The 21,095-nt window shown below is 68.3% G+C and carries 22 protein-coding genes and 1 pseudogene; 15 read left to right on the forward strand and 8 right to left on the reverse strand.

The window, feature by feature from the left end; genetic code table 11:
- The first annotated feature begins 9 nt into the window (after window positions 1-9).
- Window positions 10-1,182, forward strand: a complete 1,173-nt coding sequence (locus tag BN4346_RS35380) for a glycosyltransferase (protein ID WP_067972234.1) — start codon at window positions 10-12, stop codon at window positions 1,180-1,182.
- Between the two features lie 9 nt (window positions 1,183-1,191).
- Entirely contained in the window at window positions 1,192-1,335 is a 144-nt protein-coding gene (locus BN4346_RS35385) for a DUF3046 domain-containing protein (RefSeq protein WP_078058618.1), read from the forward strand.
- A gap of 59 nt (window positions 1,336-1,394) precedes the next feature.
- On the opposite strand, the pseudogene BN4346_RS35390 reads toward BN4346_RS35385, so the two are convergent.
- A pseudogene (locus BN4346_RS35390) lies at window positions 1,395-1,574 on the reverse strand (glycosyltransferase); the annotation flags it as partial.
- Window positions 1,550-2,116, reverse strand: coding sequence for a TetR/AcrR family transcriptional regulator (locus tag BN4346_RS35395; protein ID WP_456080968.1), 567 nt, complete (start codon window positions 2,114-2,116; stop codon window positions 1,550-1,552). The pseudogene BN4346_RS35390 and the gene BN4346_RS35395, both read right to left, overlap by 25 nt.
- Before the next feature lie 231 nt (window positions 2,117-2,347).
- On the opposite strand from BN4346_RS35395, the gene recA reads away from it, so the two are divergent.
- The 4 genes from recA to BN4346_RS35415 all read left to right on the forward strand — a co-directional run bounded on the left by recA (window position 2,348) and on the right by BN4346_RS35415 (window position 6,553).
- Window positions 2,348-4,489, forward strand: coding sequence for an intein-containing recombinase RecA (recA, locus tag BN4346_RS35400; RefSeq protein ID WP_067972239.1), 2,142 nt, complete (start codon window positions 2,348-2,350; stop codon window positions 4,487-4,489).
- On the forward strand, window positions 4,458-4,994 hold the full coding sequence (gene recX, locus BN4346_RS35405) for a recombination regulator RecX (RefSeq protein WP_067972241.1): 537 nt from the start codon (window positions 4,458-4,460) through the stop codon (window positions 4,992-4,994). The genes recA and recX overlap by 32 nt, the downstream gene beginning before the upstream one ends.
- Window positions 4,995-5,078: 84 nt before the next feature.
- Window positions 5,079-5,624 (forward strand): PGRS repeat-containing protein, encoded by a 546-nt coding sequence (locus BN4346_RS49510; RefSeq protein WP_067972243.1) that lies wholly within the window; start codon window positions 5,079-5,081, stop codon window positions 5,622-5,624.
- Between the two features lie 332 nt (window positions 5,625-5,956).
- Window positions 5,957-6,553 carry a hypothetical protein gene (locus tag BN4346_RS35415; protein WP_154677595.1) on the forward strand — a complete coding sequence of 199 codons (597 nt, stop codon included), beginning with the start codon at window positions 5,957-5,959 and terminating at the stop codon, window positions 6,551-6,553.
- Window positions 6,554-6,625: 72 nt separating this feature from the next.
- Here the strand turns inward: BN4346_RS35415 and BN4346_RS35420 are convergent, their stop codons facing one another.
- The 5 genes from BN4346_RS35420 to BN4346_RS35440 form a co-directional block, all read right to left on the reverse strand.
- Window positions 6,626-6,859 (reverse strand): Rv1893 family protein, encoded by a 234-nt coding sequence (locus tag BN4346_RS35420; protein WP_067972251.1) that lies wholly within the window; start codon window positions 6,857-6,859, stop codon window positions 6,626-6,628.
- A 63-nt stretch (window positions 6,860-6,922) separates the two neighbouring features.
- A complete protein-coding gene (locus tag BN4346_RS35425) occupies window positions 6,923-7,807 on the reverse strand; it encodes an amino acid ABC transporter permease (protein WP_067972254.1) in 885 nt (294 codons plus the stop codon).
- On the reverse strand, window positions 7,804-8,481 hold the full coding sequence (locus BN4346_RS35430; protein WP_067972257.1) for an amino acid ABC transporter permease: 678 nt from the start codon (window positions 8,479-8,481) through the stop codon (window positions 7,804-7,806). Before BN4346_RS35430 ends, BN4346_RS35425 begins: the two co-directional genes overlap by 4 nt.
- The gene (locus tag BN4346_RS35435) at window positions 8,478-9,299 is read right to left on the reverse strand and encodes a glutamate ABC transporter substrate-binding protein (RefSeq protein WP_078058620.1); all 822 of its coding nucleotides are present in this window, start codon (window positions 9,297-9,299) and stop codon (window positions 8,478-8,480) included. Before BN4346_RS35435 ends, BN4346_RS35430 begins: the two co-directional genes overlap by 4 nt.
- On the reverse strand, window positions 9,299-10,057 hold the full coding sequence (locus tag BN4346_RS35440; RefSeq protein WP_067972260.1) for an amino acid ABC transporter ATP-binding protein: 759 nt from the start codon (window positions 10,055-10,057) through the stop codon (window positions 9,299-9,301). The genes BN4346_RS35435 and BN4346_RS35440 overlap by 1 nt, the downstream gene beginning before the upstream one ends.
- A gap of 126 nt (window positions 10,058-10,183) precedes the next feature.
- Between BN4346_RS35440 and miaB the strand changes: the two genes are divergently transcribed.
- Complete coding sequence (miaB, locus tag BN4346_RS35445; RefSeq protein ID WP_235653741.1) at window positions 10,184-11,623, forward strand: tRNA (N6-isopentenyl adenosine(37)-C2)-methylthiotransferase MiaB; 1,440 nt, start codon at window positions 10,184-10,186, stop codon at window positions 11,621-11,623.
- Window positions 11,620-12,225 carry an Rv2732c family membrane protein gene (locus tag BN4346_RS35450; RefSeq protein ID WP_067972267.1) on the forward strand — a complete coding sequence of 202 codons (606 nt, stop codon included), beginning with the start codon at window positions 11,620-11,622 and terminating at the stop codon, window positions 12,223-12,225. Before miaB ends, BN4346_RS35450 begins: the two co-directional genes overlap by 4 nt.
- Before the next feature lie 9 nt (window positions 12,226-12,234).
- Here BN4346_RS35450 and BN4346_RS35455 read toward each other — a convergent pair whose 3' ends face one another.
- Complete coding sequence (locus BN4346_RS35455) at window positions 12,235-13,539, reverse strand: DUF349 domain-containing protein (RefSeq protein ID WP_078058622.1); 1,305 nt, start codon at window positions 13,537-13,539, stop codon at window positions 12,235-12,237.
- Between the two features lie 360 nt (window positions 13,540-13,899).
- On the opposite strand from BN4346_RS35455, the gene BN4346_RS35460 reads away from it, so the two are divergent.
- The 7 genes from BN4346_RS35460 to BN4346_RS35490 form a co-directional block, all read left to right on the forward strand.
- Window positions 13,900-14,781, forward strand: coding sequence for a DMT family transporter (locus tag BN4346_RS35460; RefSeq protein ID WP_067972270.1), 882 nt, complete (start codon window positions 13,900-13,902; stop codon window positions 14,779-14,781).
- 88 nt (window positions 14,782-14,869) lie between these two features.
- Window positions 14,870-15,787, forward strand: coding sequence for a DMT family transporter (locus BN4346_RS35465; RefSeq protein WP_067972272.1), 918 nt, complete (start codon window positions 14,870-14,872; stop codon window positions 15,785-15,787).
- A gap of 10 nt (window positions 15,788-15,797) precedes the next feature.
- Window positions 15,798-16,466, forward strand: coding sequence for a class III extradiol ring-cleavage dioxygenase family protein (locus BN4346_RS35470; protein ID WP_067972480.1), 669 nt, complete (start codon window positions 15,798-15,800; stop codon window positions 16,464-16,466).
- Window positions 16,463-17,377 (forward strand): tRNA (adenosine(37)-N6)-dimethylallyltransferase MiaA, encoded by a 915-nt coding sequence (gene miaA / locus BN4346_RS35475; RefSeq protein WP_067972275.1) that lies wholly within the window; start codon window positions 16,463-16,465, stop codon window positions 17,375-17,377. The genes BN4346_RS35470 and miaA overlap by 4 nt, the downstream gene beginning before the upstream one ends.
- A gap of 4 nt (window positions 17,378-17,381) precedes the next feature.
- Complete coding sequence (gene dapF / locus BN4346_RS35480) at window positions 17,382-18,260, forward strand: diaminopimelate epimerase (RefSeq protein ID WP_067972277.1); 879 nt, start codon at window positions 17,382-17,384, stop codon at window positions 18,258-18,260.
- On the forward strand, window positions 18,257-19,678 hold the full coding sequence (hflX, locus tag BN4346_RS35485; RefSeq protein ID WP_067972477.1) for a GTPase HflX: 1,422 nt from the start codon (window positions 18,257-18,259) through the stop codon (window positions 19,676-19,678). The genes dapF and hflX overlap by 4 nt, the downstream gene beginning before the upstream one ends.
- Window positions 19,679-19,892: 214 nt before the next feature.
- Window positions 19,893-21,095, forward strand: a 1,203-nt coding sequence (locus BN4346_RS35490; RefSeq protein WP_067972280.1) for a DEAD/DEAH box helicase, incomplete at its 3' end; no start/stop codon positions are given.

The raw sequence follows: 21,095 nt of genomic DNA on the forward strand, positions 1-21,095 counted from the left end.
GGTAGGCCGATGCGAGTCGTAGTGGTAGCCGGCCCGGATCCCGGCCACGCGTTCCCGGCGATCGCGTTGTGCAAGCGCTTCGTGGCGGCCGGGGACACGCCGACGCTGCTGACCGGTGTGCAGTGGCTGGACACCGCGCGGGCCGCCGGGGTGGACGCCGCGGAGCTGCTGGGACTCGATCCCACGGTGGCCGATGACGACGCGGACGACGGGGCCAAGCTGCATCAGCGGGCGGCGCGGATGGCGGTCGAAAACCGCGATCAGCTGCGGGCTCTGGCGCCGGATCTGGTGGTTTCCGACGTCATCACGGCCTGTGGGGGGATGGCCGCCGAGCTGCTCGGCATCGGGTGGGTCGAACTCAGTCCGCACCCGCTGTATCTGCCGTCGACGGGGTTGCCGCCGATCGGCAGTGGTCTGGCGCCGGGCATCGGGCTGCGGGGCCGATTGCGGGATGCGGTGATGCGCTCGTTGACGGCACGGTCGGTACGCGGCGGCATGCGCCAGCGCGCCGAAGCCCGGGTGGGTATCGGCTTGCCGGGCAACGATCCCGGGCCGCTGCGGCGCCTGATCGCCACGCTGCCAGCCCTTGAGGTGCCCCGGCCGGACTGGCCCGCCGAGGCTGTCGTCGTGGGGCCGCTGCACTTCGAGCCGACCGAGCAGGTGCTGGCGGTGCCACCGGGTTCGGGCCCGCTGGTGGTGGTGGCGCCGTCCACCGCATCCACCGGAGCCGCCGGGCTGGCCGAGCTCGCCCTGGAGCATCTGGTGCCCGGCGCCGGACTGCCCGACGGCGCTCGGCTGGTGGTGTCGCGGCTGGGCGGCCCGCCGCTGGAGCTGCCGTCGTGGGCCGTTGCCGGATTGGGGCGTCAGGATGAACTGTTGACGCACGCCGACGTGGTGGTCTGCGGCGGCGGGCATGGCATGGTGGCCAAGACGCTGCTCGGCGGGGTGCCGCTGGTGGTGGTGCCTGGTGGCGGCGATCAGTGGGAGATCGCCAATCGCGTGGTGCGCCAGGGCAGTGGGCGGCTGATCCGGCCGTTGACCGGGCCGGCATTGGCCGAGGCGGTGGGCGCCGTATTGGCGTCGCCGAGCTATCGCGATGCTGCCCGGCGGGCCGCAGGCACCGCCACCGACGTCGCCGATCCGGTACGGGTGTGCCACCAGGCGCTGTCGGGCACTGGGTAGGTTAGGTGTGTGCGCCTGACCGAATTCCACGAACGGGTCGCGATGCGTTTCGGTACCGCTTACGGCAACTCGGTGCTGGCAGACCACGTGCTGGCCGCGGTGGGCGGACGGACCGCGGCCAGCACGTGGTCTGCCAGCACCGAGTTGCCGTAAGCGGTACCGAAACGCATCGCGACCCGTTCGTGGAATTCGGTCAGGCGCACACACCTAACCTACCCAGTGCCCGACAGCGCCTGGTGGCACACCCGTACCGGATCGGCGACGTCGGTGGCGGTGCCTGCGGCCCGCCGGGCAGCATCGCGATAGCTCGGCGACGCCAATACGGCGCCCACCGCCTCGGCCAATGCCGGCCCGGTCAACGGCCGGATCAGCCGCCCACTGCCCTGGCGCACCANTTCTCGACCTCATCGCCGCCGACGATGAACAGTGCGCCGCGGCGCAGCTCTTCGGGCGCGAGATCCTGACCGTCGAGAACACCCGGGGCATGTTCGACGATCGCCTCGGTGATCATGTCGAGGATGCCCGCACGGTGCTCGTTGAGCCCCGGAATCGCCGACAGGTCGCTGGTGGCGATGCGGTGGATGCAGGGGTCGGCGGCGATGAGGTCGAGAAAGGCCGTCAGCGCGGACCGGAGCTTGTCGGCGAGTGTGCCGGGGTCGCCGATGCCGGCGGTGACCATCGCTTCGAGCAGCTGGTCGCGGACGTCGTCGGAGACGGCGAAGAACAGCGCGTCGCGATTGGGAAACTGCTCGTAGAAGTAGCGCGGGGTGAGGCCCGCGGCGGTACAGACGCCGCGGACCGTGACGTCGCCGATGCCCGATTCGCCCCAGATTTGGCGGCCGGCGGCCAGCAGCTTGCTACGGCGCTCGGCGCGGCGGTCCACCGCGCTGATTCCGCCGTAGTCACGCACCACCTCAGGGCGTTTCATTGGCATCACCCTACTGAAGGCGTGTCGGGCACCGCCGTTCTCGGGCGTCGTCGGTCACGACGGTGTTGGAAATCGGACACGCCGACACGCCGCGTGTCTGACTTGATTCGAACATTCGTTCGCCTACTGTGGAGGCAGTTCGTTCGGCCTGACGGGTTTGTCGGACCCTGTCGCTAGCGTCACGGCCAATCGACCGACAACCGGTCAACCGAACTACCGAACCACAGGAGAGGCATCATGGCGCAAGCGCCCGATCGCGAAAAAGCACTCGAACTGGCGATGGCCCAGATCGACAAGAACTTCGGCAAAGGCTCGGTGATGCGTCTCGGGGACGAGGTGCGTCAGCCGATCTCGGTCATCCCGACCGGCTCGATCGCCCTGGATGTGGCGCTGGGTATCGGCGGTCTGCCCCGGGGCCGGGTCATCGAGATCTACGGCCCGGAGTCCTCCGGTAAGACCACCGTGGCGCTGCACGCGGTGGCCAATGCCCAGGCCGCCGGCGGGATCGCGGCGTTCATCGACGCCGAGCACGCGCTGGACCCCGACTACGCCAAGAAGCTCGGCGTGGACACCGATTCGCTGCTGGTGTCCCAGCCCGACACCGGCGAGCAGGCGCTGGAGATCGCCGACACGCTGATCCGCTCCGGCGCGCTGGACATCCTGGTCATCGACTCGGTGGCCGCCCTGGTGCCGCGCGCGGAGATCGAGGGCGAGATGGGGGACAGTCACGTCGGCCTGCAGGCCCGACTGATGAGCCAGGCGCTGCGGAAGATGACCGGCGCACTGAACAATTCGGGTACCACCGCCATCTTCATCAACCAGCTGCGGGAAAAAATCGGAGTCATGTTCGGATGCATGAACTATGCCACCCGAGTGACTCTCGCCGATGGGACCACCGAGAAGATCGGCAAGATCGTCAACAACAAAATGGATGTCGAGGTGCTGTCCTACGACGCCGACGCCGATCGGTTGGTGCCGCGCAAGGTGGTCAACTGGTTCGACAACGGACCCACCGAGAAGTTCCTGCAGTTCACCGTCGAAAAGTCCGGCGGCAACGGCAAATCGCAGTTCGCCGCGACGCCCAACCACCTCATTCGTACCCCGGGTGGCTGGACCGAAGCCGGTGAAATCATCACCGGTGATCGGGTTCTGACTGCGGAACCACACCTGCTCAGCGACCAGCAGTTCCAGGTGGTGCTCGGTTCGCTGATGGGCGATGGGAACCTCTCGCCCAATCGGCGGGACCGCAATGGCGTCCGGTTCCGGCTCGGGCACGGTGCAAAGCAGGTGGAGTACCTGCAGTGGAAGACGGCGCTGATGGGCAACATCGGTCACTCGGTGCGGGAGAACGCCAAGGGCGCAACCTTTGTCGACTTCACCCCATTGCCCGAGCTGGGGGAGTTGCAGCGCGCGGTGTATCTCGGGGACGGCAAGAAGTTCCTTTCCGAGGATTACCTCAAGGCGCTTACTCCGTTGGCGCTGGCCATCTGGTACATGGACGACGGCTCATTCACGCTGCGTTCCAAGGGATTGCAGGAGCGTACCGCCGGCGGCAGTGGACGCATTGAAATCTGCGTCGAGGCGATGACGGAAGGCACCCGGACCCGGTTGTGCGATTACCTGCGTGACACTCACGGCCTGGATGTCCGCCTGCGGTTGTCCGGCTCGGCAGGCAAGGCGGTCCTGGTGTTCTCGACCGCGGCGACCGCCCAGTTCCAGGAAATGGTGGCGCCCTACATGGCGCCGTCGATGGAGTACAAGCTACTGCCGCGATTCCGTGGTCAAAGCACCGTGACGCCGCAATTCATCGAGCCCGCTCAACGGCTGGTGCCGTCTCGGGTGCTGGATGTGCACGTCAAACCGCGCACTCGCTCGATGCATCGCTTCGACATCGAAGTGGAGGGTAATCACAATTACTTTGTCGACGGGGTGATGGTGCACAACTCTCCCGAAACGACCACGGGCGGAAAGGCTTTGAAGTTCTACGCCTCAGTCCGCCTGGACGTCCGGCGGATCGAAACCCTCAAGGACGGCACCGACGCGGTCGGTAACCGCACCCGGGTCAAGGTCGTCAAGAACAAGGTTTCGCCGCCGTTCAAGCAGGCCGAGTTCGACATCTTGTATGGCCGGGGCATCAGCCGTGAGGGCTCACTGATCGACATGGGTGTGGACCAGGGCTTCATCCGCAAGTCCGGTTCCTGGTTCACCTACGACGGCGAACAGCTGGGGCAGGGCAAGGAGAACGCCCGCAACTACCTGCTGACCAACGTCGACGTGGCCAACGAGATCGAGAAGAAGATCAAGGAGAAGCTCGGTATCGGCGCCGTGCTGACCGATGAGCTGGCCGATGAAGTCCTGCCCGCCCCCGTCGACTTCTGAGCCGGTCGAGGCGGCAGAGCCCAAACGCGAGGAGCAGGCGAAGTCACTGTGCCTTCGCCTGCTCACCGCCCGGGCCCGCACCCGCGCTGAGCTCGCCGGCCAGCTGACCAAACGGGGCTACCCCGACGACGTCAGTGATCGGGTGCTGGACCGGCTGGCCACTGCCGGTCTGATCGACGACACCGATTTCGCCGAACAGTGGGTCCGATCCCGGCGCGAGCATGCGGGCAAGGGCCGCAAAGCGTTGGCCGCCGAACTGCGCACCAAAGGTATCGACGAGGACGTGATCGCCGGGGCGCTGGCCGATATCGACGCCGGCGCCGAGCGCGATCGGGCCGAGCAACTGGTGCACGCCAAGCTTCGCCGGGAGACGCTCGGCGACGACGACGTGAAGGTCACCCGTCGGCTGGTGGCGATGCTGGCCCGGCGCGGCTACCACCCGTCGATGGCCTACGACGTGGTCAGCACCGAACTGGCCGCCGAGCGGGAGCGCCGCCGGGTGTGAATGGCCTCCCGCCCGGAGCCTATTTCCAGCAGAGCTTCAGGTTCATCCATTGGTTGGCCGACACCGGCGTGAGACGCTGGCTTAATGGCTCGGGCACATGACAATTACCGGGGCATCCGGCTGGTCGGGGTCGGTTCGGCGGTCGCATTGCTGATGGCGGTCGCGCCGGTAGCCCACGCAGATTTCGACATTGACGATCTGTTTGATCCGGCCCTCTGGGTCACCGCGCCCGCCGCCGATGCCACGACCGCGGACTTCTCGGACTCGGCTGCAGCCGGCTCGGGTGTCGATCCATTGGCCTGGTACATCGACGCCGGGGGCCTGATTGGCCTGATCTATGCTCCGCTGCACGATTTCGGTGAGGACTGGATCGCCAGCTCATTCGGCGCACAGCTGGACAACCTGATCAATCCACTGTTTGCCATTGGCGACCACTGCGGTCTGATCTGCAACGGCGAGGTCGGTACGGCGGCCGACCCGACCGGGGGCGGCGGCGGCTGGTTCTTCGGCGACGGCGGCGCCGGCTGGGGTAGTGACCAGGCCGGGGTGGCCGGCGGTGAGGGTGGCGCGGCTGGGCTGTTTGGCAATGGTGGACGGCGGCAACGGCGGCAACGCCGGCAGCAACAATGAACTCAGCAACGGAGGGAACGGCGGTAACGGCGGGCAAGACGGGCCCCACGGCGACGGTCGCGGCGGAGACGGCGGCAATGGTGCCAACGGCCTCTCGGCCGGACCCGGCGGCGACGGTGGCAACGGCGGTAGCGACGGCACTCCTGGAACCCCCGGCGCCCCCGGATAAATGTCTCCGACGGATCGTCCAGTTCGGAGCCAGCTAACGGCAAGGGTGTGGGCGTAGCGTCTGCTCGCATCGCCGACGAGGCGCTCGTTGAAGGGTTCGTGAAATGCACGTCCGCCGTATTCGCACCGGGTTTGTCGGCATGGGTGTGGCCGGTGGGGCTGCCGTGGCTGCCGCACTGGTCGGGATAGGTGCTGCGCACGCCGATGACGGCACCGAGGAGATCAACGGCTGGACGGTGACGCCGACCGGCGGCAGTGCCAATGGCAGTCTGTTTCCCCCGGCCACACTGTCGGACCCCAGCGATTCATTGGGGCTGGGCACCGCGCCGATAGTGGGCGGTTTTGACAGCGTGCCAGCTACACCGCTCAGTGCCATCGGGTCGAACGAGTCATTTGCTACGGCCCTGTCGACAGCCGATACCGCCGACAACCTCTTCATCCAGGACAACTGGTTCCCGGGATTCGAGATCGCCTCCGTTCAAGCCGGCCAGAACGAGGGCGTCATGTCGCTTCTGGTGCCTGATGCTGATGGCAAAGTCATTGACCTTTTCAACTTCAGCACCCCGGACCCCGCGCCGCTGTTCAACCCGGACGCGACGGGCCCGATCGACATCGGCGGGGGTCCACTGGCCGACTCGCAGGACGGGGCATTGCTCAACGACCTCTTCGGCGCGGCGTTGCAAGGTGACAGCGCCGATTGGAGCAATGCGATGACGCTGTTCGATAACTGGCTCGGTATCGACCCATCGGTCGGCCTCTGACGCTCAGACCAGAGCACAAAAACTCGGCCCAGGTGCGAACACCTGGGCCGAGTTGCCGTTTGGGAGGTGGAATTAAACCTCTTCGGCGTCTTCCTCGGCCTCGTCCTGGCTGGTGAAGACTTCCCGGGTCCGCTCGACGGCGTGCGTGGCGATCTCCATCGAGTCCTGGACGATCGCGCTGACACCGCCGGAGATGTCCCCGCGGATGATGTCGCCGGCGTCCTCGACGATGTCCGAGGCCTTTTCGACGGCGTGAGTGGCGATGTCGCGTGCAGCGTTGAATGCGTCCTTGGGGGTGATGGCCATCCGAGTCTCCTGTCGTGAGCTGTCGAATCCGACTCTAGACGGCGGACTCCGTGTGCGCAGTCCCTAAACGACCCGGGCGCCCGGGGTGCCCTCCGGCTCAATCGTGGCTGCCCCCAAGGGGGAGTGGCGGGCCCGGCGCAGCCGGCGCTCCAGCCCGATGGCACCGGCCGACAGCGCCATATTTCCGGTGATCATCAGCGCCGCGATCACCAGCAACGCGGGCAGGTAGTTGCTGTACTGAGAGCCGACGACGGTGCCCTGGCGCACCATCTCCACAAAGGTGATCTGGTAGCCGATCGCGGTGTCCTTGAGCACCACCACCAGTTGGGACACCAGCACCGGCAGCATTGCGGTGACGGCCTGCGGCAGCAGGACCAGTCGCATCGACTGGGCCCAGCCCAGCCCCAACGCGGCGGCCGCCTCGGACTGCCCGCCGGGCAGGGCTTGCACTCCCGCCCGCACGATCTCGGCGATGACTGCGCCGTTGTAGAGGGTCAGCCCGGTGACCACCCCGGCCAGCGCGATCTGCTGCGGCGGAAATGCGTTGAGCAGCCCGTAGACGTAGTAGGCAAAGATCATCATGATCAGCACCGGAATCGCCCGGAAGAACTCGACGGTCACCGCACAACTCCAGCGAACCGGCGTATTCGGCGACAGCCGGCCGACCCCGAGCCCGACCCCCAGGATCAGCGCCAGCCCGATGGACCAGGCCGCCGCGGTCAGGGTGCCCACCACCCCGGGCAGCACGTAGGTCCGCCACAGGTCCGCGGTCAGAAACGGCGCCCACTTCTCCGCGGCCAGCTGGCCTTTGGCCGACAACCGCGAATAGATCACCCACCCCAGCAGTCCCGCGGCCAGCACCGTCGCCACCGACAATGCGTGATGGCGTGCCCGAGCCCGGGGCCCGGGGGTGTCGAACAGCACCGTGGCGCGCGGCGCAGACCTCATCGCGACACCGCCCAGCGCCGGTCCAGATAGCCGAACAACAGGCCCAGCGGCAGGGTGAGGACCACGAAGCCGGTGGCGAACACCGCGCCCACCCCGAGCAGCGCCGCGGTGTTCTCGGTCATCGTCTTCATCAGCAGCGCCGCCTCGGCGACTCCGATCGCGGAGGCCAGGGTGGTGTTTTTCGTCAGCGCGATCAAGACCGAACCCAGTGGAATGATCACAGCGCGAAAAGCTTGGGGGAGCAAGATGATTCGCAGGTTTTGAGTGAAGCTCAGCCCCAGCGACCGGGCGGCTTCGGCCTGGCCGATCCCCACCGTGTTGACACCGGAGCGCACCGCCTCGCAGACGAAGGACGCCGTGTACACGCTCAGCCCGAGCACCGCCAGTCGGAAGTTGCTGTCGTCGATCGACGTTGGCGACTGCGGGTCGGTCAGAGTGACGCCCAGCGTCTGGGCCAGGCCGAACGAGCACAGCAGCAACAGCAGGGTCAGCGGAGTGTTGCGCACCAGATGGACGTAGGCGCCGCCGAGCCACCGCAGCACCGGTACCGGAGCCAACCGCATCGCGGCGAGCCCGGTGCCCAAGATCAGGGCGAGCGCGCCGGACAACACCGCCAACTCCACGGTGACGGTGAAGGATTGGAGGATCTGCCCTCGGTACTCGGCGAGCATCATCGTTGGATCGGTGGCGGTTCGGGCACCGCGAACCCGGCGGGGCCGAAGTTGTCCACGAATGCCGCCCGCCACGAACCGTCGCGTTCCATCTGCTCAAGGGCGTCATTGATTCGCTGGCGCAACACGTCGTTGCCCTTTTGCACGCCGATCCCGTAGAGCTCTTGGGAGAACCGTTCGCCGACCAGCCTGAAGGCCCCGGGGTTTTGGGCGGCATAGCCGGCCAGGATCACATCATCGGTGGTCACCGCGTCGATCGCGCCGTTGCGCAGTGCCTCCACGCACGCCGAGTAGGTGTCGTAGCGCTGCAGCTGTACGCCCGGATAGCGGTCCTTGATCCGTTGGGCCGGGGTGGAGCCCGACACCGAACACAGCTTCTTGTGCCGTTGCAGCGACGCGGTACCGGTGATGTCGGTGTTGTCGGCGCGCACCAACAGGGACTGCCCGGTGAGCAGGTAGGGGCCGGCGAAGTCGACCTTCTGGCGCCGGGAGTCGGTGATCGAATAGGTGGCGACCAGATAATCGACCTGTCCGTTGCGCAGCAGCATCTCGCGTTGGCCGGACGGGGCTTCGATCCAGGCGATGCGGTCGGGCGGGTATCCCAGCCGGGCCGCCACGTAGCGGGCCACGTCGACATCGAATCCGCCGAGTGTGCCGTCGGGCTTCTTGACGCTCAGACCGGGCTGGTCGAACTTGACTCCGACGGTGATCTTGCCGCTGTCGTGAGCGGTACACGCCCCGCAGAGCGCGGTCACTGCGGACGCCACCGTGAGGATCGTCCAGGCCCGTGCCAGCGCGCGCAGGGATCGCACCGTCAGCATCAGTGCTCGAGGACCTTGGCGAGAAAGTCTTGGGCCCGTGCGGATTTCGGGGACCCGAAGAACTCTGCGGGGGCGGCTTCCTCGACGATGGCGCCGTCGGCCATGAACACCACCCGGTCGGCTGCGCGGCGGGCGAAGCCCATCTCGTGGGTGACCACCACCATGGTCATCCCGTCGTCGGCCAGCGTGGTCATCACATCGAGCACCTCGCTGATCATCTCCGGGTCCAGGGCACTGGTCGGCTCGTCGAACAGCATCACTTTCGGGTTCATCGCCAGCGAACGTGCGATCGCCACCCGCTGCTGCTGCCCGCCGGACAACTGTGCGGGGTGCTTGTGAGCCTGATCAGCCACCCCGACCCGCTCCAGCAGTGCCATCGCCTGGTGCTGCGCTTGGGTTCGGGGCATCTTGTGCACCTTCATCGGTGCCAGTGTGACGTTGTCCAGGATGGTCTTGTGCGGAAACAGGTTGAACGACTGGAACACCATGCCGACCTGGGCCCGTAGCCGGGCCAGCGCCGCACCTTCGGCCGGCAGCGGCTGCCCGTCGACGGCTATCGCGCCGGAGTCGACGACTTCGAGCCGGTTGATGGTGCGGCATAGGGTCGACTTGCCCGAACCCGACGGGCCGAGGATCGCCACCACCTCACCGCGAGCGACTTCGAGGTTGATGTCTTTGAGCACGTGCAGGCCGCCGAAGTACTTGTTGACGTCTCGGATGGCGATCATCGGCACCGGCTCCGGTCCGCCGCTGGTCATGGCAAGTGACCCTACCCAGGAAGCCGTCGCGGGCGCGCCGCTATCGGCCGGGTCACTCCGATCGACTCGGACGCCGCCAGCCGCCGTACCATAGTCCGGGTGAGTTTGCCGGTGATTTCCGAACAGATGCGCACCTACGAGGTGCGCACCTACGGCTGTCAGATGAATGTTCACGACTCCGAACGCATTGCCGGCATGCTCGAGCAGGCCGGTTACCGTCGGGCTCCCGATGACGCCGACGCCGATCTGGTGGTGTTCAACACCTGCGCGGTGCGGGAGAACGCGGACAACAAGCTCTACGGCAACCTGAGCCACTTGGCCCCCAACAAGCGCAGCAACCCCGACATGCAGATCGCCGTCGGCGGCTGCCTGGCGCAAAAGGACAAGGACAGCGTGCTCAGTCGCGCGCCGTGGGTGGACGTCGTCTTCGGCACCCACAACCTGGGGTCGTTGCCGGCGCTGCTGGAGCGCGCCCGGCATAACCGAAGCGCCCAGGTCGAGATCGTCGAATCGCTGCGGGAGTTCCCATCGTCGCTGCCGGCCGCACGGGACTCGGCCTATTCGGCCTGGGTTTCCATCTCGGTCGGCTGCAACAACAGCTGCACCTTCTGCATCGTGCCGTCGTTGCGTGGCCGCGAGGTGGACCGCAGCCCCGACGACATCCTCGCCGAGGTGCGGGCGCTGGCCGCCGAAGGCGTTCTCGAGGTCACCCTGCTGGGCCAGAACGTCAACGCCTACGGTGTCTCGTTCGCCGACCCGGAGCTCCCGCGCGACCGCGGTGCATTCGCGTCGCTGCTGCGGGCCTGCGGGGACATCGACGGTCTGGAACGGGTCCGCTTCACCTCGCCGCATCCGGCCGAGTTCACCGACGACGTCATCGAGGCGATGGCCCAGACCCCGAATGTCTGTCCCACGCTGCACATGCCGCTGCAGTCCGGCTCGGACCGGGTGCTGCGGGCAATGCGCCGTTCCTACCGCGCCGAGCGCTATCTGGGCATCCTCGACCGGGTGCGGTCCGCCATCCCGGACGCCGCCATCACCACCGACCTGATCGTCGGGTTCCCCGGTGAGACCGAGCAGGACTTCGACGAAACCCTTGAGGTGGTGGCCGCCGCTCGGTTCTCGGCCGCGTTCACCTTCCAGTACTCCAAGCGTCCTGGAACACCGGCCGCCGAGCTGCCCGATCAACTGCCCAAAGAGGTTGTCCAGCAACGCTACGACCGGCTGATCGAGCTGCAGGAACAGATCTCCTGGGACGAGAATCGGGCTCAGATCGGGCGCACCGTCGAACTGCTGGTGGCGGTCGGTGAGGGCCGCAAGGACGCCCAGACGGCGCGGATGAGCGGCCGAGCCCGCGACGGCCGGCTGGTGCACTTCGCTCCGGGCACCGCGCAGGTGCGTCCCGGCGACGTGGTGACCACGACGGTGACCGGGGCGGCGCCGCACCATCTGCTGGCCGACGGGGCGGTGCTGAGCCACCGGCGTACCCGGGCCGGTGACAGCCATGCCGAACCAGTGCCCGGTGTCGGACTGGGCATGCCCAAGATGCCGGGGGTGGCGCGATGAGCCGCAAAGGGGAACACCAGCACGACTTCGAGGCCTACCGGGCCGACATCGAAGCCGCCGAGCGGCGCGTGGCCGGGGAAATCGACCCCGGCGGCAGGGGGCTGGTCGTCGCGATCTGCGTATTCGTACTGCTCGGGTCATTCCTGTTGCCGCACACCGGCTCCGTCCGCGGCTGGGACGTCCTGTTCCCCGGCGAGGGCACCGACGAAGCCTTGCGGACGCTGCCGTCACAGCTGTTCATGTGGCTGGCGTTGGTGTTCGGGGTGGGGTTCTCGCTGCTGGCCTTGGTGACCCGGCGCTGGACGGTGGCCTGGGTGGCACTGGCGGGCTCCGCGGTGGCCAGCGCCGTCGGACTTCTGGCCGTGTGGTCCCGGCAGACCGCGGTAGCGGGCGACCCGGGCCCAGGCATCGGACTGATCCTGGGCTGGATCACCCTGATCGTGTTGACCTTTCACTGGGCCCGCGTGGTGTGGTCACGCACCGCTCTGCAGCTCGCCGCCGAGGCCGAGCGCAGGCAGAGCACCGCGCAGCTGCAATCACGAAACCTGCTCGATGATTTCAGCCGTCCGCAGGACCAGCCACCGGCCGAACCGGGGGAGTAACGCGCGGCGTCAGCGCCGGTTGAGCGCCTGTTCGGCGGCCTGGGCCCATTGCCGCCACTGCTCGGCGTTGGCGGTGGCTTCGGCGGCTTCCTTGTCCCGACCCGCGGCCTGGGCTTTGAGTGCTTGACGTTCGTACTGTTCGGCACGGGTGCGGAACTGGGCGGCCCGGGCTTCGGCTTCGGGATCCACCACGGCCGCCTCAGCGGCCGCACCGGCGTCACGCACCTTTTTCTCCACCGCCCGCAGCCGCCGTTCCAACTCGGCGGACCGTTCCCGTGGCGCCTTGCCCAGCGCATCCCACTTGGTGACGATCGAGCGCAGCGCGGCGCGCGCGGCGTTCTGGTTGGCCGGGTCGATCCGCTCCGCCTCGACCAGCAGGGCCTCCTTGGCGGTGGCGTTGGCCTCCAGCTCGGCGTCACGTTCGGCGTTCACGGCATTGCGGGCGGCGAAGAACGTGTCCTGGGCGGCCTTGAACCGCTGCCACAGCGCCTCATCGACGTCCTTGGAGGCCCGCCCGGTCGTCTTCCAGGTGGCGAGCAGCTGCCGGAAGGTGGCGCTGGTCGACGCCCAGTCGGTGGAGCTCGACAGCTCCTCGGCCCGCTTGCACAGTTGTTCCTTCTCCTCGCGCGCCCCAGCGCGCCCGCGGTCGAGGTCGGCGAAGTGCGAGCCGCGCCGCCGGTTGAAGCCGTCGCGGGCCGCGGCGTAGCGCTTCCACAGCGCGTCGTCGACCTTGCGGTCCAGGCCGGTGATCGTGCGCCATTCGTCGAGAATGGCGCGCAGCCGATCGCCGGTGGCCTTCCACTGCGTCGAGTTCGCGGCCAACTCCTCGGCTTCGGCGGCCAGCGCCTCCTTGCGTGCGGTCGCCGCTGCCCGATGCTCATCGCGCTGTGCACGGCCGGCCGCGGCGATGGTGTCGGCGTGCTCGGTGACCGCCGCGATCCGCGCGGCCAGCGCCTCGATGTCACCGAGGACGCTGGCGGTCGGCAACTGCTCGGCCAGTGCCGCCGCGGACGCCTTGATCTTGCGGGCGTCGCCGCTGCCGGAAGACAACCGCTCCTCGAGCAGGGTCACTTCGGTGCTCAGGTCGTCGTACCGGCGGCCAAAGTGGGCGAACGCGGCTTCGCGGTCACCAGCCTGCCAGGAACCGATCTGGCGCTCACCGGCTGACGTGACCAGCCACACCGTGCCGTCGTCGTCGACCCGCCCGAATCGGTGCGGATCAACGGTGGGCGGCGGCCCGATGACGGCCGGCGCAGGCCGGACACCCGGTTTGGGTCCAGGGCGGGGCCCTGGGCGCGGACCCGGGCTGGTCATCGCTGTCGTCACCTAACCCTTCGCGGGATAACCCGCGCATCTGCCGCGCGCCGCGGCGCCTTCGATCTGTCTAGAAGCATTCAAGAGTATTCAAGCAGTTACCCGCCACACTGTGCCGCCAACCGGCGGTTCAGCGAGGCTCGACGCAGGAGAGGTGAAGCTGGGACCGCCGCATGGACCGGCGGTTCAGCGAGGCTCGACGAAGGAGAGCCGACGCTGGGACCGCCGCATGGACCGGGCGGTTCAGCGAGGCTCGACGCAGGAGAGGTGAAGCTGGGACGGCCGAACGAACCAGCGGTAACCTGTCCGATCGCCACCGGTGTCATCGGTCGGCACCCGCAGACTCCTGGGAGGCCGGCAATGGCGAAAGAGACCCTCGCCGTGCTGCTTGCCCTGGGCGCGGCGCTGTTCAGCGCCGTCAGCGATGTGCTTCAGCAGCGCAGTGCCCACCAGGTCGGTGACCAGGAGATCGGGGCCGCCGCGCTGTTCGCCCGGCTGTTGACCGACCGGCGGTGGTGGATCGGCACGCTGTCGGGTTTGGTGGGTTTGGGCCTGCAGGCCGTGGCGCTCGGCCTGGGGTCGGTACTGCTGGTGGAGTCGGTGCTGGTCACGTCGCTGTTGTTCGCGCTGCCGCTGGGCGCCCGCCAATCTGGTCGTCGTCTGGGGCGTTCGGTCTGGCTGTGGTCGGCGCTGCTGGTTACCGCCGAGTCCATCATCATCACCGTCGGCCATCCCACCGCCGGGCAGGCGAGGGCTTCGCTGCAGTCCTGGGCCTGGGTGATCGCGGTGCTGGGGCCGACCGTGTTGCTGTGTCTGATCGGGGCGCGGGCTTACGCGGGGCGGGCGGCGGCGGCTGTGCTGCTGGCTGCGGTGTCGGCCATCTCGTGGGGCATCTTCGCAGTGCTGACCAAGGGGGTGGTCGATTTGATCGGCCACGGCCCGCGCGCGCTGCTGGCCGCACCGGAGTTGTACGCATGGGGCGCAGTCGCTCTGACCGGCGCGGTGTATCAGCAATCGTCGTTTAGGGCCGGCGCCCTGACGGCCTCGTTGCCGACGATCACGGTGCTGGAACCCATGGTGGCCGCGACGCTGGGCATGGTCCTGCTCGGCGAGGTGCTCAACCCTGACCGGCATGCTGCGTTCACCATGGTGCTGGCGGTGGCCACCCTGGTCGCCGCGGTCGCGGCGCTCTCGCGTGATCAGGCGACCACCGCAGGCGACCCCGCGGTCGTCGCGGCCTAACGGCGATTTAGCTCAGCCGCAGCCATCAGCCTTGCTCCCGGGCCGGAAGGTGAACAACAGGTATCGTTGCCCGTTTGAGGAGGGGGTCATGTCGACAGGGAATTTCCTAGCGGCCTTACTCGCGCTGTGCGCCGCGTTGGCGTCTGCTATCGGTGACGTGATCCGGCAGCGGTCGGCCCAGGAGATCACCGACCAGCAGGTAGGCCACTTGGAGCTGTTCTGGCTGTCGTTGCGCGACCCGCGGTGGTGGGGCGGCGGTGCAGCGGCGGTGGCCAACTACGCCCTGCAGGCGGTGGCGCTGGCGGTCGGTTCGGTGATGCTGGTGACCGGTTTGCAGGTGACCGCACTGCTGTTCGCGCTGCCGATGTATTCCTGGCTGACCCATCGCCGGGTGACCAACTGGGAGTGGATGTGGGCCATCCTGCTGGCCGCGGCGCTGGCAGTGGTCGTGATCGTGGGGGATCCGACCGAAGGCAAACATCACGCGCCGGCAGCCACCTGGATCACCGTGTCGGTGGTGCTGGCGGCGGTGCTGGTGGGCTGCGTGCTGGCCGCCCGGATCTACAAGGGCCGGCCGGCGGCAGCGGTCCTGCTGGCGGTGGTGGCCGGTACCTCGCTGGCGGTATTCGCCTTGCTGACCAAGGTTCTGGTGGAGGTGCTCAAAGCAGACGGCATCGCGGCGGTGCTGCGCTCGCCGACGCTGGTGCCCTGGCTGGTGGCGACGCTGGCCGGGATGATCTTCCAGCAGTCGGCGTTTCGCGCCGGTGCGCTGACCGCTTCCATGCCGACGATGACCGTGGCCAAACCGTTGGTGGCCACTGCGCTGGGCGTACTGCTGCTCAACGAGACCATTCAGGCCGGCGGGACCGAGGACGTCGCGGTGATCATCGGGGTGGTGCTGATCGTGATCGCCACGGCGGCACTGGCCCGCGGTGAGGCGGCCACCATCGTCGCCGATGCCGGCGCCGACCTGGCCGAGCCGGTGGCTGCGCCGACCAACAGCTAGCTTGGGTGCCGTGCTGGGACCGATTGCGATCATGCCGTCGGCGCCGGTGCTAGTGCCCGAGCTGGCCGGCACCGCCGCCGAAGCCGCCGAGTTGCGGGCCGCGGCGCTGAACGCTGCCCGGGCGCTGCCGGCGCGCTGGGTGGTCCTCGGTGCCGGACCCGATGCGGTGTACGGGCCCGACAGCGCCGGCAGTTTCGCCGGATTCGGCGCCGACATCGCGGTCCGGCTGTCGCCGGGGGCCCAGCAACCCATCGATCTGCCGTTGTCCGCGTTGGTCGCCGGCTGGGTGCGCGGTCAGGTCTGTCCGGACGCCGAGGCGGTGGTGCACTGCTGCGCCGATCCGGACGCGGCGCTGGCCACCGGCCGGCGCGTGCGCGCCGAGATTGACCAAGCGGCCGAGCTCACCGGCGTGCTGCTGGTTGCCGACGGTGCCAACACCTTGACCCCGGCAGCCCCGGGTGGGTTCCACCCGGCCGACGTCCAGTGCCAGCGCGCCTTGGACGATGCACTGGCCGGCGGCGATGTCGCCGCACTGACCGGGTTGCCCTCGCAGGTCGTCGGTCGGGCGGGATTCGCCGCTCTCGCCGGGCTGGTTGGGATTGCACCGCGCGGTGTCACACAGCTCTACCGCGATGCCCCGTATGGCGTCGGTTACTTCGTGGGGGTCTGGCAGCCGTGAGGCCGATCGCGGTCGTCGGGCCCACCGGGACCGGCAAATCACAACTGGCGCTGGAGCTGGCCGCCCGGTTGGGCGGCGAGATCGTGAACGCCGATGCCATGCAGCTCTACCGCGGCATGGACATCGGCACCGCGAAGCTGCCGCCGGGCGAGCGCGGCGGTATCCCGCATCATCAACTCGATGTGCTCGATGTCGTACAGACCGCGACGGTCGCCCGCTATCAGCAGGCCGCGGCGGTGGACGTCGAGGCGATCATGGACCGCGGCGCGGTGCCGATCATCGTGGGCGGCTCGATGCTCTACCTGCAGGCCCTGCTCGACGACTGGTCGTTCCCGGCCACCGATCCGGTGGTGCGGGCCCGCTACGAGCAGCGGTTGGCCGAAGTCGGGGTTGCCGCCATGCATGCCCAACTGGCCGGCGCCGACCCCGCGGCGGCGGCGGCGATCCTGCCCACCGACCGCAGGCGGATCGTGCGGGCGCTGGAAGTGGTGGAACTGACCGGACAACCGTTCGCCGCCTCCGCGCCCACCATCGGAGCGCCGCGCTGGGACACCGTGATCCTCGGATTGGACTGCGACACAGCAATTCTCGATGAGCGGCTGGAGCGGCGAACCGACACGATGTTTGCCAAGGGACTGGTCGCCGAAGTTCAGGGACTGCTGCAGTCGGGGTTGCGAGAAGGGGTCACCGCCGGCAGAGCGCTGGGTTACGCGCAAGTGATCGCCGCGCTTGATGCGGGCGGTGACGACCGGGATCTCGCGGCTGCCCGGGAGCAGACGTTCATCGGAACCCGCCGCTATGTGCGCCGGCAGCGCTCCTGGTTCCGCCGCGACCATCGCACCCAATGGCTCGATGCCGCCACCGATCGCCTGCTCGAGGCGGCGTTGGCGGCGCTGCGGCACGTATCCTGAGCACATGCTTTTCGCCAAAGGCCACGGCACCCAGAACGACTTTGTGTTGCTGCCGGACCTGGATGCGGCGCTGACGCTGACCCCAGCCGCGGTGGCCGCGCTGTGCGACCGCCGCCGCGGCCTGGGCGCCGACGGCCTGTTGCGGGTGACCACCGCCGGCGCGGCGGCGAGCGCTGGGGTGCTCGACCAGCTGCCCGAAGGCGTCGCGCCCGGTGACTGGTTCATGGACTACCGCAACGCCGACGGCTCGGTGGCCGAGATGTGCGGCAACGGAGTCCGGGTATTCGCGCACTATCTGCGCGCCGCCGGCCTGGAATCGGCCGACGAATTCGTCGTGGGCTCGCTGGCCGGGCCGCGCCCGGTGATCGTGCACCACGCCGACGACGTGTACGCCGAGGTCACCGTCGACATGGGCAAGCCGAACCTGCTCGGGAGCTCCGGGCCGGCATTCGAGGCACTGGTCGGCGGGCGGCGGTTTGCGGGCCTGGGCGTCGACGTCGGCAACCCGCACCTGGCCTGTGTGGATCCCGGGTTGTCCGAGGCCGATCTGGCCGCCCTGGATGTCGGGGCGCCGGTGTCGTTCGACGCCGCCCAGTTCCCGAATGGGGTGAACGTGGAGATTCTGACCGCTGCGCATGACGGCGCGGTAGCGATGCGGGTGCATGAGCGCGGTGTCGGGGAGACCCGCTCGTGCGGCACCGGCACGGTGGCCGCCGTGGTGGCGGCCCTGGCCCAAACCGGAGCCGCGACCGGCACGCTGCGGGTCAACATCCCTGGCGGGCAGGTCAGCGTCACCGTCACCGAGGCCGGCAGCTATTTGCGTGGTCCGTCGGAACTGGTGGCCCGTGGCGACATCGCGCCGGGGTGGTGGGCGGCGCAGTGAGCTATCCCGACTCGGGGCCGCAGCCCAGCACCGGTGAGCTGAACCTCGACGACCGCGCAGCGCTGCGCCGTGTCGCCGGGCTGTCCACCGAACTCGCCGACATCTCCGAGGTCGAATACCGCCAACTGCGCCTGGAGCGGGTGGTGTTGGTCGGGGTGTGGACCGAGGGCACCGCCGCCGAGGCCGACGCCAGCATGGTGGAACTGGCGGCGTTGGCCGAAACCGCCGGCTCGGAGGTGCTCGAAGGCCTGATCCAGCGGCGCGAACGGCCCGACCCGGCCACCTATATCGGCTCGGGCAAGGCTCAGGAGTTGCGCGAGATGGTGCTGGCCACCGGTGCCGACACCGTCATCTGCGACGGCGAGTTGTCCCCGGCGCAGCTGACCGCGCTGGAAAAGGCGGTCAAGGTCAAGGTGATCGACCGCACCGCGCTGATCCTGGATATCTTTGCCCAGCACGCCACCAGCGCTGAGGGCAAAGCGCAGGTGGCGCTCGCGCAGATGCAGTACATGCTGCCGCGGCTGCGCGGTTGGGGTGAGTCGATGTCACGGCAGGCCGGCGGGCGGGCCGGCGGCGCCGGCGGCGGGGTCGGCACCCGCGGTCCCGGTGAGACCAAGATCGAAACCGATCGCCGCCGGATCCGGGAACGGATGTCCAAGCTGCGCCGCGAGATCAAAGCGATGAAGCAGGTGCGTGACACCCAGCGCAGCCGCCGTCGGCACAGTGACGTCCCTTCGGTGGCGATCGTCGGCTACACCAACGCCGGCAAGTCCAGTCTGCTCAATGCGCTGACCGGCGCCGGGGTCCTGGTTCAGGATGCGTTGTTCGCCACCCTGGAGCCCACCACGCGCCGTGGGCAATTCGACGACGATCGCCCCTTTGTGTTGACCGACACAGTCGGTTTCGTACGGCATCTGCCCACCCAGTTGGTGGAGGCGTTCCGTTCCACACTGGAGGAAGTCTCCGACGCCGATCTGCTGGTGCATGTGGTCGACGGCTCCGATCCGGCGCCACTGGCGCAAATCAGCGCGGTGCGTGAGGTGATCTCCGAAGTCATTGCCGAGCACGATTCCGGCCCCACTAGCCGGCGTGCTCCGGAACTGTTGGTGGTCAACAAGATTGACGCCGCCGAAGATCTGGCATTAGCCCAGCTGCGACGCGCGCTGCCGGAAGCGGTGTTCGTCTCGGCGCACACTGGCGAGGGCATCGACGCGCTGCGCCAACGGATGGGCCAGCTGGTGGCGCCGGTCGACACCGCAGTCGATGTCGTCATCCCTTACGGTCGTGGCGATTTGGTGGCCAGGGTGCATGAACACGGTCGGGTGCAGCAGGCCGAGCACGGCGAGGGTGGCACCCGCATCCGGGCGCGGGTTCCCGCGGCGCTGGCAGCCAGTCTGCGGGAATTCGCTGCGTTTTAGGCATTCCCGCACCGGTGCTATAGGCTGGTGCTCACGCGTCGTGGAACGCTCACTCACCGCCATCACGGCCCCTGGTGCCGATTCAGCTGGCGTGTGAAGCTCTTCTCGCGGCGATCGGTATTGCCAATAGGCAATCTCGCCAATCCTGTGTTGCAGACAGATCGGTGCCGTCCTAACGGCCGCTGCGGCACAACCGATGCCCGAAAGGCATGTCATGACTACCCATTCCTTCGCCGACCTCGGTGTGCCCACTGCACTTGTCAGTGTGCTCGCCGATCGCGGTATCGCTGAGCCATTTCCCATCCAGGTCGCGACCCTGCCGGACAGTCTGGCCGGCCGTGATGTACTCGGCCGGGGCAAGACCGGCAGTGGCAAGACGTTGGCGTTCTCGCTACCGCTGATTGTTCGGCTAGCCGGCGAGAAGCGCCGTCCCGCCCGGCCGAGCGGCTTGGTGCTGGCCCCGACTCGCGAACTGGCCACCCAGATCGCCGCAACGCTGGAACCCTTGGCGGCGGCCAGTGGGCTGAAGGTGACCACCATCTTCGGCGGGGTATCGCAGAACCGACAGGTGGCTGCACTGGGCGCCGGCGCCGACATCGTGGTGGCCTGCCCGGGACGCCTCGAGGACCTGATGAAGCAGCGGCTGATCACGCTGGACGCGGTACGCATCAGCGTGCTGGATGAGGCCGACCACATGGCCGACCTCGGCTTCCTGCCCGGGGTCACCCGCATTCTGGCCGCCACCTCCGAAACCGGTCAGCGACTGCTGTTTTCGGCGACGCTGGACAACGGGGTCGACAAACTGGTTCGGCGTTTCCTGCGGAATCCGGTATCGCACTCCGTCGATGAACTCGACGCGCCGCCGCCCGCGATGACCCATCATGTGTTCCACGTCTCCGGACTGCAGGACAAGAAGGATCTGGTGCAGCTGCTGGCGTCGGGCACGGGGCGCCGAATCCTGTTCCTGCGTACCAAACATCAGGCTCGAAAACTGGCCCGGCAGCTCACCGAGGCAGGTGTGCCGTCGGTTGATCTGCACGGAAACCTGTCGCAGCCCGCCCGCGAGCGCAATCTCGCGGCGTTCGCCGACGGGGACGTTCGGGTTCTGGTGGCCACCGACATTGCCGCCCGCGGCGTGCACGTCGACGAGGTCGAATTGGTGGTGCATGTGGACCCGCCTGCCGAGCACAAGGCGTACCTGCACCGTTCCGGGCGTACGGCACGCGCCGGCAGCGCCGGAGACGTCGTCACCGTCGTCCTGCCCGAGCAGCGCCGCGAGACCCAGGTGCTGCTGCGCCGCGCGGGTATCAGCGTCGCCCCGCAACAGGTAGCCGCCGATTCGGTTTCGGTGCGGGAGTTGGTGGGGGAGGTGGCGCCGTTGCGGGCGCCTGCCCCAGCAGCCCCCAAGGCCGCCCCG

The sequence above is a fragment of the Mycolicibacter icosiumassiliensis genome, assembly GCF_900078685.2.
GTDB lineage: Bacteria > Actinomycetota > Actinomycetes > Mycobacteriales > Mycobacteriaceae > Mycobacterium > Mycobacterium icosiumassiliensis.

Coding starts and splice junctions, on each gene's coding strand:
- BN4346_RS35425 (WP_067972254.1), bottom strand. CDS start 7,807: ATGAGGTCTGCGCCGCGCGCCACGGTGCTGTTCGACACCCCCGGGCCC.
- BN4346_RS35435 (WP_078058620.1), bottom strand. CDS start 9,299: ATGCTGACGGTGCGATCCCTGCGCGCGCTGGCACGGGCCTGGACGATC.
- recX (WP_067972241.1), top strand. CDS start 4,458: ATGAAGTCCTGCCCGCCCCCGTCGACTTCTGAGCCGGTCGAGGCGGCA.
- BN4346_RS35450 (WP_067972267.1), top strand. CDS start 11,620: ATGAGCCGCAAAGGGGAACACCAGCACGACTTCGAGGCCTACCGGGCC.
- BN4346_RS35440 (WP_067972260.1), bottom strand. CDS start 10,057: ATGACCAGCGGCGGACCGGAGCCGGTGCCGATGATCGCCATCCGAGAC.
- dapF (WP_067972277.1), top strand. CDS start 17,382: ATGCTTTTCGCCAAAGGCCACGGCACCCAGAACGACTTTGTGTTGCTG.
- BN4346_RS35455 (WP_078058622.1), bottom strand. CDS start 13,539: ATGACCAGCCCGGGTCCGCGCCCAGGGCCCCGCCCTGGACCCAAACCG.
- BN4346_RS49510 (WP_067972243.1), top strand. CDS start 5,079: ATGGCTCGGGCACATGACAATTACCGGGGCATCCGGCTGGTCGGGGTC.
- miaB (WP_235653741.1), top strand. CDS start 10,184: ATGCGCACCTACGAGGTGCGCACCTACGGCTGTCAGATGAATGTTCAC.
- BN4346_RS35430 (WP_067972257.1), bottom strand. CDS start 8,481: ATGATGCTCGCCGAGTACCGAGGGCAGATCCTCCAATCCTTCACCGTC.
- BN4346_RS35460 (WP_067972270.1), top strand. CDS start 13,900: ATGGCGAAAGAGACCCTCGCCGTGCTGCTTGCCCTGGGCGCGGCGCTG.
- recA (WP_067972239.1), top strand. CDS start 2,348: ATGGCGCAAGCGCCCGATCGCGAAAAAGCACTCGAACTGGCGATGGCC.
- BN4346_RS35420 (WP_067972251.1), bottom strand. CDS start 6,859: ATGGCCATCACCCCCAAGGACGCATTCAACGCTGCACGCGACATCGCC.
- BN4346_RS35380 (WP_067972234.1), top strand. CDS start 10: ATGCGAGTCGTAGTGGTAGCCGGCCCGGATCCCGGCCACGCGTTCCCG.
- BN4346_RS35465 (WP_067972272.1), top strand. CDS start 14,870: ATGTCGACAGGGAATTTCCTAGCGGCCTTACTCGCGCTGTGCGCCGCG.